Here is a 16136-nt window from a genome sequence, read left to right on the forward strand (position 1 = left end):
CCATGCAACTCGAACACAATTTCACCGTCGACGCCCCGATCGACAGTGTCTGGAAAGCGCTCATCGACCCGGAGAGGGTGGCGGGCTGCATGCCCGGAGCCACGCTGACCGAGGTGGACGGCGACAAATTCACCGGGCAGATCAAGGTGAAGATCGGACCGGTCGCCCTCGTGTACAAGGGCGTCGGCACCTTCATCGAGAAGGACGAAGGCGCCCACCGCGCCGTGATCGAGGGCAACGCGAAGGAGTCCCGCGGCCAGGGAACGGCCAAGGCGACCGTGTCGATGTCGCTGAAGGACGAGGGCGACACGACCACCGCCACCGTGCTCACCGATCTGGCGATCACCGGCAAGCCGGCCCAGTTCGGTCGGGGCATGCTCTCCGACGTGGGCGGCAAGATCATCGATCAGTTCGCGACATGTCTGTCGAAGAAGCTCGCCGAACCGGAGCAGGCGGCCGGTGCCGATGCAGAAGCCGCCGTCGCGGCAACGGAGGCTGCCTCGGCAGCAGATGCGACACCGACAACGGCGGTCACCGGTGCGCCGACTCAACCCGACGCGTCACCTCGGACTGGTGTCGTGGCGCAGCCGCAGGAAGAGGCCGAAGCGCTCGATCTGATGGCTTACGCCGGAGGGTCGGTCCTCAAGCGCGTTGCTCCGATCGTGGGCGCGGTCGTGGTGGGTGCGATCGTGTTCGTTCTGGTGCGTCGATTGCGTCACTGATCTGTCAGCGGGTTCTGCTCAGGCGCAGCCGGTTTCGGTCGCGTTCGGGTGCTCGACGCGGTCACCACCGAAGCATCGGGAGCGGTCGCGAAGGGTGTTTCAGTGCGTGGCGCAGGCCGGTGCGAACGAGGAAGCTGTGGAACCCGTGATACGGAAACCTCTCGACGACGCGGTTCACGAAGTCGGCGCCGATACCGGTGCGTAGTAGTCCGTGGCTCACGTCGACGCGATCGGCCAGCCGGAAGGTCTCCACCATCGAGTCCGTTCGCGCGCGTACACCGTGGTGGTCGCAGACCATCGTCCGCACGAGTTCTGGCTCCCCGATGGCGAACTCGGACGCGAGCTCATCGCCCAACGCGGCGGACGGGCCGAGATAGTCGAACGTTCCCGCGGTCCAGATCCCGAGATCGTGGACGGCCCATGCCAACGCCGCGGAATTCGGCAGTTCGTCGTCCAGCAGCGCCTGCTGGTAGTTGGCGCACCGGTACACGTGATTGCGGTAGGCCCGTTCGTCCGCGCCGAGCGCTGCGCGGTGACGCGCCAGCACGTCATCGATCAGCGGATGCTCGAGAATCGGAATATCGTTCTCCGACATGCCGGAGCCGGGACTCATCTGCTCGTGCTCACCGTCGGTTCCGGCGAGGTCACCTCGTCAGCGGTCTCGCTCCGATGTGCGCTGTCCAGCGACGGAACCCGATCGAGCCACCTCGGCCAATACCAGTTGTAGCGACCGAGGATCTCCATCGTCGCGGGCACCAGCAGCATCCGGACGATCGTGGCATCGATGAACACGGCAGTGGCCAGCCCGAGCCCCATCGCCTTGAGGCCGCGGTCGTCGAAGAAGATGAAGCTCGCGAACACACACACCATGATCGCGGCCGCGGCGGTGATCACCCGCGCCGTCTTCGCGAGTCCTTCGGTGACCGAGGTCGTCGGATCACCTGTGGCGAGGAAGCGCTCACGTATCCGGGAGACCAGAAATACCTCGTAGTCCATTGCGAGACCGAAGGCGACCGCGAAGAGCACGATGGGCACCCACGCTTCGGTCGGCCCGACCTTGCCGACCCCGACGAGTTCCATTCCCCATCCCCACTGGAACACCGCGACGATCACACCGAACGCGGCACCCAGGGACAGCAGGTTCATCACGATGGCCTTCGTCGCGATCACGAGAGACCGAAACGCCATGGCCAACAGGAGGAATGAACAAATCAGCACCACTGCGATCATCAACGGCAGGCGACTGAGGGTGAGTTCGGCGAAGTCGTTGCCACCCACTGCCACCCCGGTGAGCTCGACAGACAGCCCGGACTGGGGGACGACTGAGTCGCGGATGTGATGCACGAGGTCGATGGTCGCAGGTTCTTGTGGTCCGGTTGTCGGTGTCACAGTGAGCATCGCGACCTGCGCGCCGTCGACAGTTCCCAGCGGGATGGGCGGACTGACCGCGGCTACGCCGTTGGTGGTGTCAAGACGGCCCGCGAGCGCTTCGAGCTGTGCGACACCGCCCCCGCCCGACGGCACTTCGGTGACCAGGAACAGTGGGCCGTTGGCGCCGTCTCCGAAGCCGCGGGCGAGGTCGTCGTAGGCGATTCGGGTGGTGTCCTCTGCCGACCGGTTACCGGCATCACCGAACCCGAGGCGCAGGTCGAGAACCGGGATGGACAACACGATCAGGATGGCGAGGGCCACCAGCACCCCACCCCACGGGTACCGCTGCACCGTCCTGCTCCAGCGTTGCGCGAGCGCTCCGTCGGTGCCCGGCCGGGTCCGTAGCCCCGGTATGGCCAGTTTGTTCACGCGTGTGCCGATGATTGCGAGCAACGCCGGCAACAGCGTGAGAGCGGCGACCATCACCGCGAGCACTCCGGCGCAACCGGCGAGGGTCATCGTCGGACCGATCACTCCGCCCTGGGTCAGCAAGCCGGCGATCGCGATCGTGACGGTCGCCCCGGCGAACGCCACCGATCGACCCGCGGTGTCCATCGCCGCCACCACGGCTTCGGGCACGTCGACGCCCTCCGCCAGCTGGGCACGGAACCGGGTCAGGATCAGCAGGGCATAGTCGATCCCGACACCGATCCCGAGCATCACGGTCAGGGACACCGCGAAGTTGGGTGTGTCCACGACATTCTGGAGCAGCATCAACACCGACGCCCCGACGCCGACCCCGAAAAGCGCTGTCAACAGCGGCAATCCGGCGGCCACCAGCGTGCCGAACGCGATGAGCAGAATGACCATCGCCAATCCGAGACCGACCGCCTCGCCGAGACCGGCCGGCGCCTCCTCGGCGAACCAGTCACCGGCGAAGTTCACCCGGGTGTCGGGGGCGTTGAACTGCTCTGTCGTGGCCTTGATCTCGGCGACGAGTGCGGATCGTTCGCTGTCGGATTCCGCCGGAACCGTGAGGGTGGTGTAACCGACGGTGCCATCTGGTGAGATCGCGATGTCCGGAGACAGGGTCGGCGAGTACAGGTCCACCATCCGGGTGTCCGGGTCGATCGCTGTGATCCGCTCGCGGAGCGCATCGACCTGCTCCCGAACCACCGGATTGCGAACCCCGCCGGGCACGGACGGATCGGTGACGACAACGACCTGGGCCTCATCCGCGGCCGATCCACCGACCGCGGCATTGAGAGTAGAGAGTGCGCGACCGGATTCGGTGCGGTCATCGTCGGCGAAGTTCGTGATCGAATCGCCGCCGAACATCCCGGCAAGAATAATGCAGCCGACGAGCGCGACCACCCACGTGCCAACAACGGGCCAGCGATTGCGGACCGTCCATCGAGCGACCGAAGTGAACATGCAATCGATCGTTGCGTACCCGACCCGCAGAAGGAATCGGGGTTATCCCCCAATTCACGCCTGGGGTCGGTCATTCAGTGGACGGCGTGCCTGCCCGATTCGTCACATGCGTACGACGATCTTGCCGCGCACATGCCCCGACTGGCTGCGTTCGTGAGCGGTTGCGGCGTCCGCCAGGTCGAAGACCTCGGCGATCTCGGGCTTCAGGTCGCCGGCGTCGCCGAGGCGGGCGAGCTCGGTGAGATCTGCGACGTCGGGACGTACCCAGACGTAGTGCCCGCCGAACTCGTCGCGCGCACGCGCGTCCGTGATCGACGCGACGGTGCCGCCCTCGCGCAACACATCCGGCACGGAGTCGAGCGACTCGCCACCGACATAGTCCAGGACCACGTCGACGCCCTCGGGCGCGAGAGCGCGCACGCGATCGGCGAGTCCCTTGCCGTAGGTCACCGGCTCTGCACCGAGCTCTCGGAGGTACTCATGGTTCTGTTCGGACGCGGTCCCGATCACGCGAGCACCCATGGACCGGGCGATCTGGACCGCGAAGGATCCCACGCCACCTGCGGCGGCATGGACCAGCACCGTGTGTTCGGGCCGCACGCCGGCCCGATGAATCGTCTGGTAGGCGGTCAGTCCGGCGAGCGGTACCGCCGCTGCCTCCTCGAATGACCAGGCCGCAGGCTTTCGCGACAGTGTGCGCACAGGAGCGGCGACGAGTTCGGCGAACGTGCCACCCGCGACCTCACCACCCACGAGGTCCTTGCGTACGTAGCCGAACACCTCGTCGCCGACCTGGAACTCGGGCGTGTCCAGGCCGACCTGTTCGACGACGCCGGCCACGTCCCAACCCGGAACGGCGGGAAACACCGTGTCCATGACCTGGTCGAGGTAGCCCTCACGAACCTTCCAGTCGACCGGGTTGACACTTGCCGCGTGCACCCGCACGAGGACGGAGTCGGGCCCGACCTTCGGGGTGGGGAGGTCGGTCAGCTGCAGGACGTCGGGGCCGCCGAAGCGGCCGTAGGTGATTGCTCGCATACCCACACCAACCAAGCTGGCGCGTCGTCGATTCCCGGATCAACGGGTGATGCCGATCGCCTATGTGCCGACCCGGCGCTCGAAGGTCAGATGGATGACACCGCTCGGCGACGTCACCGATTCGATGCGGAAGCGCTGCTCGAGCCCTTCCAAGCCCTCCCACAACCGCTCTCCTCGGCCGAGGAGGATCGGGACCATGACGATGTGCATCTCGTCGATCAGGTCTTCAGCGAGGAACTCGCGGATTGTGGTGGTACCGCCACCGATGCGCACGTCACGGTCGCCGGCCAGACGTCGCGCTTGGGCGAGTGCATCCTTCGGTTTCGCATCCACGAAGTGGAACGTGGTGCCGCCCTGCATCTCCAACGGTGGACGGGGATGACGGGTCAGGACGACGACCGGGGTATGGAAGGGCGGGTTCTCGCCCCACCAGCCTCGCCAGGACTCGTCGGGCCAAGGGCCGTTCTTCGGCGCGAACTTGTTGCGTCCCATGATCTCTACCCCGATATCCGAGCCCCATCGGCCGGCGAAGGCCTCGTCGATGCCGACCGTGCCCGGTTGCTCGCCGTGCATGCCCATCTGCTCGAAGGTTCGCGTCGGTAGGGCCCATTGGATGAGGCGTGCTCCGGCATGGCCGAACGGAGAGTCGAACGTCTGTCCCTCCCCGACACCGAAGCCGTCAAGTGAGACAGAGAAGTTGTGAACGCGGACGAGAGACATGTGTGCTCCTGGTCATCGTGTGGTCGGTGAATCGGGTCGGTCATCGCCGCGGACGAGTCGGACGACGTAGGACGCGAGGTTGCCCAGGGTCTGCTCGCCCCCCTCGACCGCGCGATACTTCTCGGCCGCGATGTCGCGGAGTTCTTTGGTGGGGAACACTGTTCGCATGACCACGCGGGTCTCGTCGCCCACCGCGGCGAATGACAGATCCGACTCGAAGGCGTCGGGATCGTCGCGAGATGAACCGTGCAGCATGGTGATCCGCTCGGGTCGGACGATCTCGCGCCACGTGATCCATTCCTGGTGGTCGGTCCCGTCCGGGCCGTGCATCACGAAGTCCCAGGCGCCGCCGGGACGGAAATCGAATGACCTTGTGGTGGTGGAGAACCCATCGGGACCCCACCATTGTGCAAGGTGCCGGACCTCGGTGAACGCCTCGAACACGAGCTCCCGCGGTGCGTTGATGGTCCGCGTTATCACGATCTCGCGATCCGCAGTCGCACCGTTGGTACCCTTGCCGACCTCGCCGCCACTACCGATCGTTGTCATCCGATTGCCTCTCTCCCCTGGTCTGTTTCAGGACCTGCACGTAGTCGTCGAGGCGGTCGAAGCTCTCAGACCAGAACTGTTCGAAGCCACCCAGCCATTCGTGCACCGGTCTCAGGCCGCCCGCGTCGAGGTCGTACAACCGCTGTTTGCCCGAACCGCGCACCTGGACCAGTCCGACCTCTCGGAGTACTCGAAGGTGCTTCGACGCCTGCGGTTGACTCATGCCGAGGTCGTGGGCGAGTTCGCTCACCGCGAGTTCACCGCTCCGCAGCAACACCAGAATCTCGCGCCGCTGTGGCTCGGCGATCGCGTTGAAGGCGTCTGATGTGGTCGCCGCGCGTGCCATACAATCGATCATATGCCTATATGGGCATGCGTCAAGGCCTGCCGGCCCTGAGCTGCCGGGTTTGAGCGGTAGGTGAGATTGCCGACACTGCTTTGGCCCAAGAACCTACCCGGGAGTAACGTAAATCCCGAGAGGTCTGGGGGTCTCAATGGTTCGACACACGCATACGCACCCGCTCATTGAGGAAGCGGCGTCAACGGCACGAGAGTTGTTGGCGCCCTTGCCGTTGCGGATGAAGCACACCGAAGGCGTGGTGTCCAAAGCCAGTGCCCTCACAGGTACCGTCGCTGTCGAAGATCGCCCGGTGTTGGTGGCCGCCGCGTGGCTGCACGACGTGGGTTACGCCCCCCAGCTGGTGTCGACGGGATTTCATCCCCTCGACGGCGCCCGATTTCTCGAATCGATCGGCTGGTCTGAACAGATCTGTGGTCTGGTCGCTCACCATTCTGGAGCGAGATTTCAGGCAGGCCCGCTCGGCCTCGCCGACGAACTCCGGGCATACGAGTTCACCGAAGACGCGATGACCGACGCGCTCACCGTGGCAGACCAGACGTCGGGCCCGGCGGGAGAACGGTTGACGTTGGACGACCGCATGCGCAACATGCTCCGGCGTCACGGCCCCGGCTCCACCAATGCACGTGCCCACGCACTCCGCGAGCCGTACTTCCGCTCGGCATCTGCCCGTGTTGCGGCACGACGACTCACCGAGGTGTCCGGCATCGATTACGCCGCTTTGATCGCGGTCTGAACAGACCCTCCGGGGCAACCGGGCGACGACGATCTCACCGTCTTCATCGTCGTCTTGATCTCTGCGGTGCGCACCGCCAGCCGAACGTTCGCCGAAGGTCGCGAGCCGATCACTTCCAGAACCCGATATGCGGCACAGCGGCTTCCTCCTCGAGGAGCGGGCCGTGGACCTCGATCGCCCGCTGCCCGCGCGCGAAGACTTCGCGGCACGGCAGGGCGAACGTCGGATTCTCCGGGTTGTCGCCGGTCAACTCGAGCAGCCTGGATTCGCTGAGCGCGTAGACCACACGGCCCACGCCCGTCCAATACACCGCCCCTGCGCACATGGCGCACGGCTCGGCACTGGTGAACAGTGTCGCGTCGGCGAGTTCGTCGGGCCGGACTGTCCGCGCCGCTGCGCCCACCGCGCACAGTTCGGCGTGCTGGGTGGGGTCTCCCGACGGAGGCCGCGAGTTGTTCATCGCGGTGCTGATCACACGGCCGCGGCCGTCGACCACCAACGCGGCGAAGGGATGACGGCCTTGTGCGCGGGCTTCGGCGGCCAAAGCTATCGCGGCGCGCAGGTGCGTGAGTTCGGTGTCGTCGATGTTTGTGGAGTCTACGAGACGAGCGGATTTTCGTGGCGCGAGAACACTCCGGTGAGTCCATTCGTGCGGCTCTCTCACGAATTCGGCCCGGACCGCCGACGCGCCGGATACCGTCGAGGCCACTGGCGAACGTGGGGGCGACAGAAGTCGGGGGTGTTCAGCGCAGTGATGTCGCAGGTGATCAGCACACTGAGGACTCCGTTGCGGGTGACGACGATGGTCGTCGTTCTCGCGATCGTCACCCTCGTCGTGAGTCCCGCACCGGTCGGGCGCTCCGAACCCGCGGCCGTCGACCGATTTCTCGTGACGGCTGCAACCGCCTCGATGGGCATCAGCGTGCAACGGGTGTCCGACGACGGGACCCTGATCCGCGTACCGGGCAGTCCGTTTCCGACCGGCTTCGGCGTCCTGTCATTGACGGTCTCCGCCGACGGATCCACGGTGTTCGTCCCCCGTGCCCTCGAACCGGCCGTGAGCGGATACCGACTCGACAGGTCTGGGCGGCTACACAAGATTCCGGGGGCGTACCAGCGGTTCAGTGGCCCACCGACCGCCGCGCAACTGACCCCGGACGGCACACACTTGTTCGTCGTGGTCGGCGGAGTGCCAGGACACGTCGAGTCATTCGCCGTCTCCCCATCGGGCGAACTACGACCCACCGGCGCACCACATGTACCGGTCGACGGTCTCAGCGCGATCGGACAGGCAGCCATCGATCCCGACGGTAGATTCCTGCGGGTTCTCACCTACGTCGGAAACACCATGTCGAGCTATGCCATCGGCGCGAACGGTCAACTCACCCCGCACGGCGTCAGCACCGTCGGAGCCGGACCTGTCGCACCGGCCTTCTCCCCCGACGGCAGGTTCCTCTACACCAGCGACGAACTCTCGTTCAGCGTGTCCGGCTTTGAGGTGTCGGACGATGGGAGTCTCACCCGCACAGCAGGTTCCCCATACCCGACCGGGGGCATTCCGCACGGCGCCATCGTCACGCCCGACGGGCAGCGTCTGTACGTGCCCAATGCGATCGGCGTCGGGACCTCGGTCGCCGGATTCCGCATTCACCGCGATGGGCGGTTGAGTCCCCTACCCCACTCGCCCTACCCGATGCCGCTTGGCAGTCTGCCCGGTCAGATCGCGCTGCACCCGGACGGCAAGCACATGTATGTGGTCGACGTGGCGACTGTCCGGAGCACAAGTAGTCAGGTCCACACGTATGTGATCAATGCCGACGGAAGTCTCAGACCGTCGGGTGCCGCACCTGTGGACACCGGTCTGCTCATCACCGACGGACCGGCCGTCGCGCTGACGACGCTGGGCGGTCGGTGAGGAAACGTCCACCGGACTGACCGGCATCATGCCGGGACGCCGCTCGTTGACATCGAAAACTCCGTCATACGACGGATGTCATGCGCCGACGGACGGAGCAGAGTTGAGAGCGTCATCAACCACTCGACACTGCAGAAGGCACGATCCCATGCAACTCCCCCACGCTGCGCACACCGTCTACAGCAACGGCTTCTACTCCGACGACGGGCGCGATTACGCCATCCGAATCCTGCTCGGCAACTGCAACTCCCGCGCCGCTGATGCGGGTGAAGTGCTGTCCACGATCGACGCCGTCGGCGACGGCCACGACCGTGACTGGTACGAGGCGTGGCACCGCCTGGGCCGGAGACTCACGGCTGAAGCGGACGACAGCGCCCGTCGCGGGCACAATCTGAGTGCGGCGTGGACCTATCTCCGTGCCGCCACATATCTCGCCGAGGCATTCGACGCGCTCGACGGTATCGCCGACGACACCGAGCGCATGCCGGTATTCGCCGAGCACCGTGCCGCCTGGGAGAACTTCGTCGACCACGGACCTTTCGTCGCGCAGCGCATCTCGATCCCGTACGAGCACAGCACATTACCCGGGTGGTACTTCTCCCCGGTCGATGCGGGTGACAGCCTTCGACCCACCCTGGTGATGGTGAATGGTAGCGACGGGCCGGTGTCGGGTCAGTGGTCGTCGGCAGCAGATGGTGCCCTACAGCGGGGCTATCGCGTGGTGATGTTCGACGGACCGGGTCAGCAGTCCATGCTCTTCGAGCACGGCACCTTCTTTCGTCCCGATTGGGAAGCCGTCCTCACCCCGGTAACCGACGTCGTCGTCGGACTGCCGGGCGTAGACACCGAGCGGCTGGCTGTGTACGGCATCAGCCAGGCCGGGTATTGGGTCCCGCGGGCCATCGCCTTCGAGCATCGGTTCGCAGCGGCCATTGCCGATCCCGGTGTGGTGGCCGTCGACGCATCGTGGCTACCCAAACTCGGACACGCGTTGCAGAAGAAACTGGCCGAGGGCAAAGACCACGACTTCGACCAGATGATGTCCCTCGGGATGAAGGCAAGCAGGGCCACCAAGCGCCTCTGGGACTGGAGGGCCCGACCGTACGGCCAGGACACGTACTCGGGGACGATGAAAGCGGTCTCCCAATACACACTCACCGCCGACGTGGCTGCGAACATCCGCACCCCGATGCTGATCACCTCACCGGAGGCAGAGCAGTTCTGGCCCGGCCAGTCAGATCAGCTCGCTGCGATGTCCGGTGGTGACACCACGGTGGTACCGTTCCGCGCCGCCGAGGGAGCGAGTTGGCACTGCCAGCCAATGGCCCGGGCGCTGACGGAGCAGCGCATGTTCGACTGGCTCGACGAGACTCTCGCGATCGTCTGACCGAGACGCCGGCAATCAGATGTCGAGTTCGGCCCACACCGCTGCGTGATCGGAAGCCTGATGCACGTCGGCGGTCAGGGAGTCGTAGATCTCCCAGGGGTTGCGGGTACGGGGACCACGCCACACACCCTTTCGGAACACCCCACCGCCGGTTGCGCGCTCGAACAGCGCCGGCGACAGCAGAACGTAGTCGATCTTGTCGTTGGTGCTGCCGTAGGTTCCCTCACGTCCTTGCCAGTCGAACGTCTCGTGTTCGCTGATGTCCCTCAGATCGGTCTTGGCGATCAGGGGCTTCAGCGACTCACTGTCCGGCAGGTCGTTCAGGTCGCCGACCACTGCGACATGCTCGAACCCTTGATCGACCAGCGAGTGGTAGATCTTCGCAACCTGAGTCGACTGCCTGCTGCGCTTGGTGTTTCCGAGCCGATCCCCGGGACTCGAATAGCCCTTGGACTTGAAATGATTGACCAGCACGACGAGTCGGGGCTTGCCGGGCGCCGCGAGATGGTATTCGCAGCAGTCCCGCGAGAAGATCACTCCCTTGTCGTCGGCGTCGAAGACGTGCGTGTGGATGTGCTGCAGTTGGTAGGTGGGTCGCCACAACAGGCCGACGTCGATGCCACGGTCGTCATTGCCCTCCACCACCATCGACCGCTCGTACGGTTGCCCGCCCGGGACCGCGTCGAGCACCGCTGCGGAGAACTTCTGCAACGTCGGACGACTCTCGGCTTCGATGACACCGAGGATGTCGGCGTCGATGTCGCGGATGACCATCGCGGTGTGTTGCATCGCGAGGTCATCCACCGCTTCGGTCCGCAGTTCGACGAACCCGATCCAGTCGGCGCGTCCGGATGCGACGATCTCCACGGTTCCGTTCCTCCGGCGGGTCAGCAACTTGCCGCGCACCTTGCGGAGGATCACCAGATCAGCGGTGTCGGACGTCAGCAGGCCCAATTGCTCGAGAAGTTCGAGCATCCGGGTCTTGGTCGCGTCGTCATACGTGGGTCGGTTGAACAAGGTGTTGATCTCGGCGTGAGCAGCGAGGGTATCGGCAGTTGATCCGCCCATCGGCGACTTCATCGCCTTCGCTCGGGCGAACAGGTTCTCGACGTTGTAGGTGGCGATTCTCATGTCGGCCTCTTCCGGCGGATGGAGGTGTGTGCATTCAGTGTGCCGGGCGATTCAACGGCAGGAACGAGTAGCGCACTACGTGTTTCGACGCCGTGTCGATTCGTCTCGGCGACTCTCGTGTACGGGACCACACCGGCAGTTGACGGGAGAATGGACCCTGGGTGACCACACCGATTCGGCTGCGCCCGGCCGTTATCCGGGTCGTCCCCCGGCCATCGCAGCAACCTGGGCACGTGGGAGGAATGGGCTGACCACGAGCCCCAGCATCCCCACCGCCGACACCAGTAGAAACGCTGTGCCCACCGCACCCGCCGTAGCGATCCCGGCGGCGTCACTCACGGCTGCTGCCAGGGCTGCGCTCGCGACGGCGGTGCCCAGAGTGGTGCCGACCGCGAACGACGTCTCCTCCAGTCCCGACGCCGTCCCTGCGTCTGACTCGGAAACCTGGGCGAGGCAGGCGATCTGGCCGGCAACGAATGCCATTCCCATCCCCGGTCCGAACAAGGCCAGACCCAGCACGAGCAGTGTCCACCGCGTTTCGCCGACCTGGGTCAGTAGCGCTCCCGCCGACACCATGAGCCCCATGCCGACGCCGGTCACCGTGCGGACCCCGAACCGCGCCACCAAACTCTGCCCGGCAGCAACCCCCGCCACGGAGGTCACCGTCATCACCGCGGCGACGGCGCCGAACGCCAGGGCACCGGCACCGAGGATCTGCTGGCTGTAGCGGGTGGACAGCAGCAGCAGGCCGTCGACGGCGATCCCGGCAAGCAAGACCGCGGTGTTGCCGGCGACGAGGCCGCGGATCCGGAGCAATCGTGGCGGAATGACCGGGTCGTGGCTACGGCGTTCGACGACGGCGAAGGCCGTCACCATCAGTACCGCCCCGATGGTGGCGGCGACGACCACTGGGTCGGACCACCCCGTCACCGGCCCGCGCAAGACCGCCAGGATGGCAGCGGCCAGACCACACGACAGGGTCGCCGCAGCCGCAATGTCGATCTCGCGATCGCCGGACGGGCGGGGATCCGGCAGCACCCGAGCCGAGAGCGCCACGACGAGGACGCACACCGGGACATTCACCAAGAAGATCCACTGCCAGCCGGCCATCGACGTCAGAAGCCCGCCGACCAGCAGCCCCGCGGTGGCACCGATCCCGCCCAGTCCGCCCCAGATGCCGATCGCCCGGTTGCGCTGCGGCCCCTCCGGATGTGCGGCGAGCAGGAGTGCGAGTGCCGATGGCGTCATCGCGGCCGCGGCCACACCTTGCACAACACGACCGGCGACCAGCACAACCGGACTGGAGGCAAGGCCGCAGGTCAAGGACGCGACAGCAAATACCGCTGTGGCGACAACGAAGGTGCGGCGGGCGCCGACGACGTCGGCGAGTCGGCCGGCCGACAGCAGGCACCCGCCGACCGCGACGCCGTAGGCGGTGATCACCCAGGCTGCGTCGTTGGTCTCGAATCCCAGTGCTGCCTCGATGCTCGGCAGGGCCGCGACGACACTGGTCGAGTCGAGCACGGTCATGAGGAACGCGGCGCCGAGCACAGCGGTGACCACCCCGGGGCGCACGTCCGCGGTCATGACCTGACCTTCGACGACAATGCCGGCGGCAGCCCGAGAACGTCGAACAGCGACGGGTCGATGAATGCGGTGACCGCAGCGATCCGGTTGTCGCGAACGGTCAGGACATCGACGACATGGGCACGGTACTGCCCGGCGGAGTCGTCCCAGCAGTAACAGGCGACGGCCGGTTGAGCGTTGAGGCTGGTAGGCAGGTGACGCCACCGGTGGCGCAGGGGCCCGTCGACGAGGAATTCCGTGATGGCCTGGTGCCCACGGAAAGATGCGGTCGAGGGCGGCATCGACCACTCGGCGTCGTCGGTGAGCAGCGCCAGGATCTGCTCGACGTGGCCGCTCTCCAGGGCGTCGGTATATCGGGCGACGAGGTCGCGGACCGCTCGGTCGCCGAGCGCGCGGATCGTCCGCTGTTGGGACAGTTCACCGACGCGCGAGGCGACGGTCCGCCGCGCATGCGCGAGTGCGCTGTCAACCGCCGTCGGCGTCGTGTCGAGCATGTCCGCGGTCTCACGGGCGTTGTAGCCCAGCACATCTCGCAGCAACAGCACAGCGCGCTGGCGCGGTGGGACGTGCTGGAGGGCTGCCGCGAACGCCAACTCGACGGCCTCGCGAAGCTCCACGCGCTCGGACGGCCACCACGCCGTCGGTAGCGGCCCCGGCCTCATCGCCTCCGCCGTCTGGTGACCCGCCAGGCCATCCCCGGACTCCATCGGCTCACGGTCGGCGAGGTCCACCGGGATGAACCGTTTCGACCGTTGTTCCAAGGCGGTCAGGCACGTGTTGGTGGCGATCCGGTGCAGCCATCCCCCGAACGGCGCACGCCCCGCATAGGACCCGAGATGCCGCCACGCCCGTAGCAGGGTGTCCTGCACCGCGTCGTCGGCGTCGTGGCTCGAGCCGAGCATCGCGTAGCAGTGGGTCTGCAGGGCGATGCGGTGTGGCTCCACCAGGCGTGTGAACGCGTCCGGATCACCGGCGCGTGCCGAGGTGAGGTCGACTCGGTCCCCTCCGGGACTTCTGTTCTGCTCTTCGACGTCCATACCTGGTATGACTCGCGGGGCGGCCGGAATCCATCACTCGAACGACAGAAATATAGGTCGGCTTCTCGCCCACGCGCGTTCGCTACGCTGTGACGGTGTGGTTCGGTGCGCACCTGCCGCTGATCGACCTTGACGGGACAGAGCCCACGTCGCCGGCGCGCTTAGTCGATGCCGCGCGGGAGTCCGGGTTCAGCGCGATCGGGGCGAATGATCACGTGGTGTTCTCGAAGCCGTGGCGGGATGGTCTCGTCAGTTTGTCGAGCATAGCGAGGACCTGACGCTGGCGACCACGGTCACCCTCCCGGTGATCCGTGGTCCGGCTGTGACGGCGAAAGCGGCTGCCGCAGTAGACATCTTGTCGGGAGGGCGGTTGGTGCTCGGCGTTGGACCGGGCTCCTCCCCCGGCGACTATGCCGCGGCCGGAATCCCTTTCGAGCAACGATGGCCACGATTCGACGAGGCGGTGCGCATACTGCGCACATCACTCTCCGACACCCCGCGATCACACACCGGCACCTTCTACGACGTGCCGGCCCTCGAGCCGGGGCCGGCACGCTCGGTCCCGATCTGGATCGGGAGTTGGGGATCGCCGGCCGGGCTGCGGCGTGCCGTTGATCTCGGCGACGGATGGTTGGCCTCGGCTTACAACACCAGCCCCGAAAGGATCACCGTCGGACGCGAGCACATCCGTCACAACCTCCGCGCCGTCGGCCGCGACGACACCGGGTTCCCGACCGTGATCGCGACGATGTGGACCTACGTCACGGACTCCGTGGCGGAGGCGGATATCCACCTGACCAGGGTGGCGCGCATGCTGGGTCGAGACCCCGCCGTGCTCGCGGAGCAACTGCTCATCGGGGCACCCGAGGTGTGCGCCGCAAGGCTGGCGCGTTACGTCGAGGCCGGTGTTGCCGGGTTTTCATCTGGCCGGTGGCCGAACCCGTCGATCAGTTGCGCCACTTCGCCACGTCGGTGGCGCCGTTCGTGCACTAGTGTCCCGCACCAGCATCCCGGCGACTCGCCGACATCACGCACCCGATGCTCGCCGTCGGCATCGCTGATACCGTGCGTGTACTGCGGGTTCGCCCGGATTCCCGACGTGAATCGTGCGAGGGAAGGTGGCGCGTGTCGCTGACAGAGCGCATCGACAGATTCCAGACCCGCCATCCCAAGAGCGGCTACCCGCTCGCGGTGGCGTACAAGTTCTTCGATGATCAGGGCGGCTACCTCGCAGCCCTGATCACCTACTACGGCTTCGTGTCACTGTTCCCACTACTGCTGGTGTTCACGTCGGTGCTCGGATTCGTGTTGGAGGACGACCCCGATCTGCAGGAACGCATCGTCGATTCCGCGATGTCGCAGATCCCCGTCGTCGGCGACCAGCTGACCGGATCGAGCCAGCTCAGCGGCAGCGTCACCGCCGTGACGATCGGCCTGGTGAGCGCCATCTACGGTACCCTCGGAGTCTCCGTGGCGATCCAGAACGCGATGAACAACGTGTGGGCCGTCCCCCGCAACGAGCGACCGAATCCGATTCAGGTCCGGGTCAAAGGGGCTCTGTTGCTGTCCACGGTGGGGATGGCGGTGATCGGCCTCACCGTGCTCAACGGGGTCACCGCAGCGATCGACCTCGGAGGCGAAGGACGAGTCCTCGCGATCGTCGGCTCGTTGGCGCTCTACAGCGCGGTCTTCGTCGTGGGTTTCCGTTTCGGCACCGCTCGCCCCCTGGGTATCTCGGATGTTTTGCCCGGTGCATTGGCCGCAGCCGTCGGCTGGCAGGTGTTGCAGACGTTCGGCAGCGTCTTCGTCCAGCGCGTGATCGCCAACGCCGGCGCCACCTACGGTGTGTTCGCCGTCGTCCTGGGCCTACTCGCATTCCTGTACGTCGCGGCCGTGATGGTCGTGGTGTGCCTCGAGGCCAACGCGGTGCGGGTCGACAACCTCTATCCGCGGTCCTTGCTGACACCGTTCACCGACAACGTCGTCCTCATGCCGGGCGACGAAGCCGCATACTCGGCTCAGGCACGAGCGCAGCGGCACAAAGGTTTCCAGGAGATCGACGTGACCTTCGACAACCCGGCAGGCAGTTCACACGATCCGGAACTCGTCGGCGACGACAACCGCGACAACGACGAGACCTCACGCGAGTGA

General features: G+C 66.1%; 16 protein-coding genes. 6 read left to right on the forward strand and 10 right to left on the reverse strand.

The annotated features are described in order from the left end of the window. Nucleotides 1-2 precede the first annotated feature (2 nt). Complete coding sequence (locus VZC37_RS07540) at nt 3-722, forward strand: SRPBCC family protein (RefSeq protein ID WP_330431860.1); 720 nt, start codon at nt 3-5, stop codon at nt 720-722. A 61-nt stretch (nt 723-783) separates the two neighbouring features. Here VZC37_RS07540 and VZC37_RS07545 read toward each other — a convergent pair whose 3' ends face one another. From VZC37_RS07545 to VZC37_RS07570, 6 genes are all read right to left on the reverse strand, one after another. Continuing rightward, nucleotides 784-1335 carry a protein kinase family protein gene (locus VZC37_RS07545; protein WP_330431861.1) on the reverse strand — a complete coding sequence of 184 codons (552 nt, stop codon included), beginning with the start codon at nt 1333-1335 and terminating at the stop codon, nt 784-786. Beyond that, nucleotides 1332-3527, reverse strand: coding sequence for an MMPL family transporter (locus VZC37_RS07550; RefSeq protein ID WP_330431862.1), 2196 nt, complete (start codon nt 3525-3527; stop codon nt 1332-1334). Before VZC37_RS07550 ends, VZC37_RS07545 begins: the two co-directional genes overlap by 4 nt. Before the next feature lie 102 nt (nt 3528-3629). After that, nucleotides 3630-4565 (reverse strand): NADP-dependent oxidoreductase, encoded by a 936-nt coding sequence (locus VZC37_RS07555; protein ID WP_330431863.1) that lies wholly within the window; start codon nt 4563-4565, stop codon nt 3630-3632. A 60-nt stretch (nt 4566-4625) separates the two neighbouring features. After that, entirely contained in the window at nt 4626-5285 is a 660-nt protein-coding gene (locus VZC37_RS07560; protein WP_330431864.1) for a dihydrofolate reductase family protein, read from the reverse strand. A gap of 12 nt (nt 5286-5297) precedes the next feature. Further along, the gene (locus VZC37_RS07565; protein ID WP_330431865.1) at nt 5298-5834 is read right to left on the reverse strand and encodes an SRPBCC family protein; all 537 of its coding nucleotides are present in this window, start codon (nt 5832-5834) and stop codon (nt 5298-5300) included. Further along, nucleotides 5818-6180, reverse strand: coding sequence for an ArsR/SmtB family transcription factor (locus VZC37_RS07570; protein ID WP_330431866.1), 363 nt, complete (start codon nt 6178-6180; stop codon nt 5818-5820). Before VZC37_RS07570 ends, VZC37_RS07565 begins: the two co-directional genes overlap by 17 nt. A 232-nt stretch (nt 6181-6412) precedes the next feature. Here VZC37_RS07570 and VZC37_RS07575 point away from each other — a divergent pair, with 232 nt between their 5' ends. Next, nucleotides 6413-6928: an HD domain-containing protein gene (locus VZC37_RS07575; protein ID WP_330431867.1), complete on the forward strand. Its 516-nt coding sequence runs from the start codon at nt 6413-6415 to the stop codon at nt 6926-6928. 109 nt (nt 6929-7037) lie between these two features. Here VZC37_RS07575 and VZC37_RS07580 read toward each other — a convergent pair whose 3' ends face one another. Further along, on the reverse strand, nt 7038-7514 hold the full coding sequence (locus tag VZC37_RS07580; RefSeq protein WP_330432472.1) for a nucleoside deaminase: 477 nt from the start codon (nt 7512-7514) through the stop codon (nt 7038-7040). A 153-nt stretch (nt 7515-7667) separates the two neighbouring features. Between VZC37_RS07580 and VZC37_RS07585 the strand changes: the two genes are divergently transcribed. Together VZC37_RS07585 and VZC37_RS07590 are read left to right on the forward strand one after the other, a co-directional pair. Continuing rightward, nucleotides 7668-8843, forward strand: a complete 1176-nt coding sequence (locus VZC37_RS07585; protein ID WP_330431868.1) for a beta-propeller fold lactonase family protein — start codon at nt 7668-7670, stop codon at nt 8841-8843. Nucleotides 8844-8991: 148 nt separating this feature from the next. Further along, nucleotides 8992-10230, forward strand: a complete 1239-nt coding sequence (locus tag VZC37_RS07590; protein WP_330431869.1) for an alpha/beta hydrolase family protein — start codon at nt 8992-8994, stop codon at nt 10228-10230. Between the two features lie 15 nt (nt 10231-10245). Here the strand turns inward: VZC37_RS07590 and VZC37_RS07595 are convergent, their stop codons facing one another. The 3 genes from VZC37_RS07595 to VZC37_RS07605 all read right to left on the reverse strand — a co-directional run bounded on the left by VZC37_RS07595 (nt 10246) and on the right by VZC37_RS07605 (nt 13985). Next, nucleotides 10246-11361, reverse strand: coding sequence for an endonuclease/exonuclease/phosphatase family protein (locus tag VZC37_RS07595; protein ID WP_330431870.1), 1116 nt, complete (start codon nt 11359-11361; stop codon nt 10246-10248). A gap of 192 nt (nt 11362-11553) precedes the next feature. Then, nucleotides 11554-12948, reverse strand: a complete 1395-nt coding sequence (locus VZC37_RS07600; protein WP_330431871.1) for an MFS transporter — start codon at nt 12946-12948, stop codon at nt 11554-11556. Continuing rightward, on the reverse strand, nt 12945-13985 hold the full coding sequence (locus tag VZC37_RS07605) for an RNA polymerase subunit sigma-70 (protein WP_330431872.1): 1041 nt from the start codon (nt 13983-13985) through the stop codon (nt 12945-12947). The genes VZC37_RS07600 and VZC37_RS07605 overlap by 4 nt, the downstream gene beginning before the upstream one ends. A 232-nt stretch (nt 13986-14217) precedes the next feature. Between VZC37_RS07605 and VZC37_RS07610 the strand changes: the two genes are divergently transcribed. Further along, the gene (locus VZC37_RS07610; RefSeq protein WP_330431873.1) at nt 14218-15120 is read left to right on the forward strand and encodes an LLM class flavin-dependent oxidoreductase; all 903 of its coding nucleotides are present in this window, start codon (nt 14218-14220) and stop codon (nt 15118-15120) included. Next, nucleotides 15111-16136, forward strand: coding sequence for a YihY/virulence factor BrkB family protein (locus VZC37_RS07615; protein WP_330431874.1), 1026 nt, complete (start codon nt 15111-15113; stop codon nt 16134-16136). The genes VZC37_RS07610 and VZC37_RS07615 overlap by 10 nt, the downstream gene beginning before the upstream one ends.

It is taken from the genome of Gordonia sesuvii (assembly GCF_036350415.1).
In the GTDB taxonomy this organism is placed as follows: domain Bacteria; phylum Actinomycetota; class Actinomycetes; order Mycobacteriales; family Mycobacteriaceae; genus Gordonia; species Gordonia sesuvii.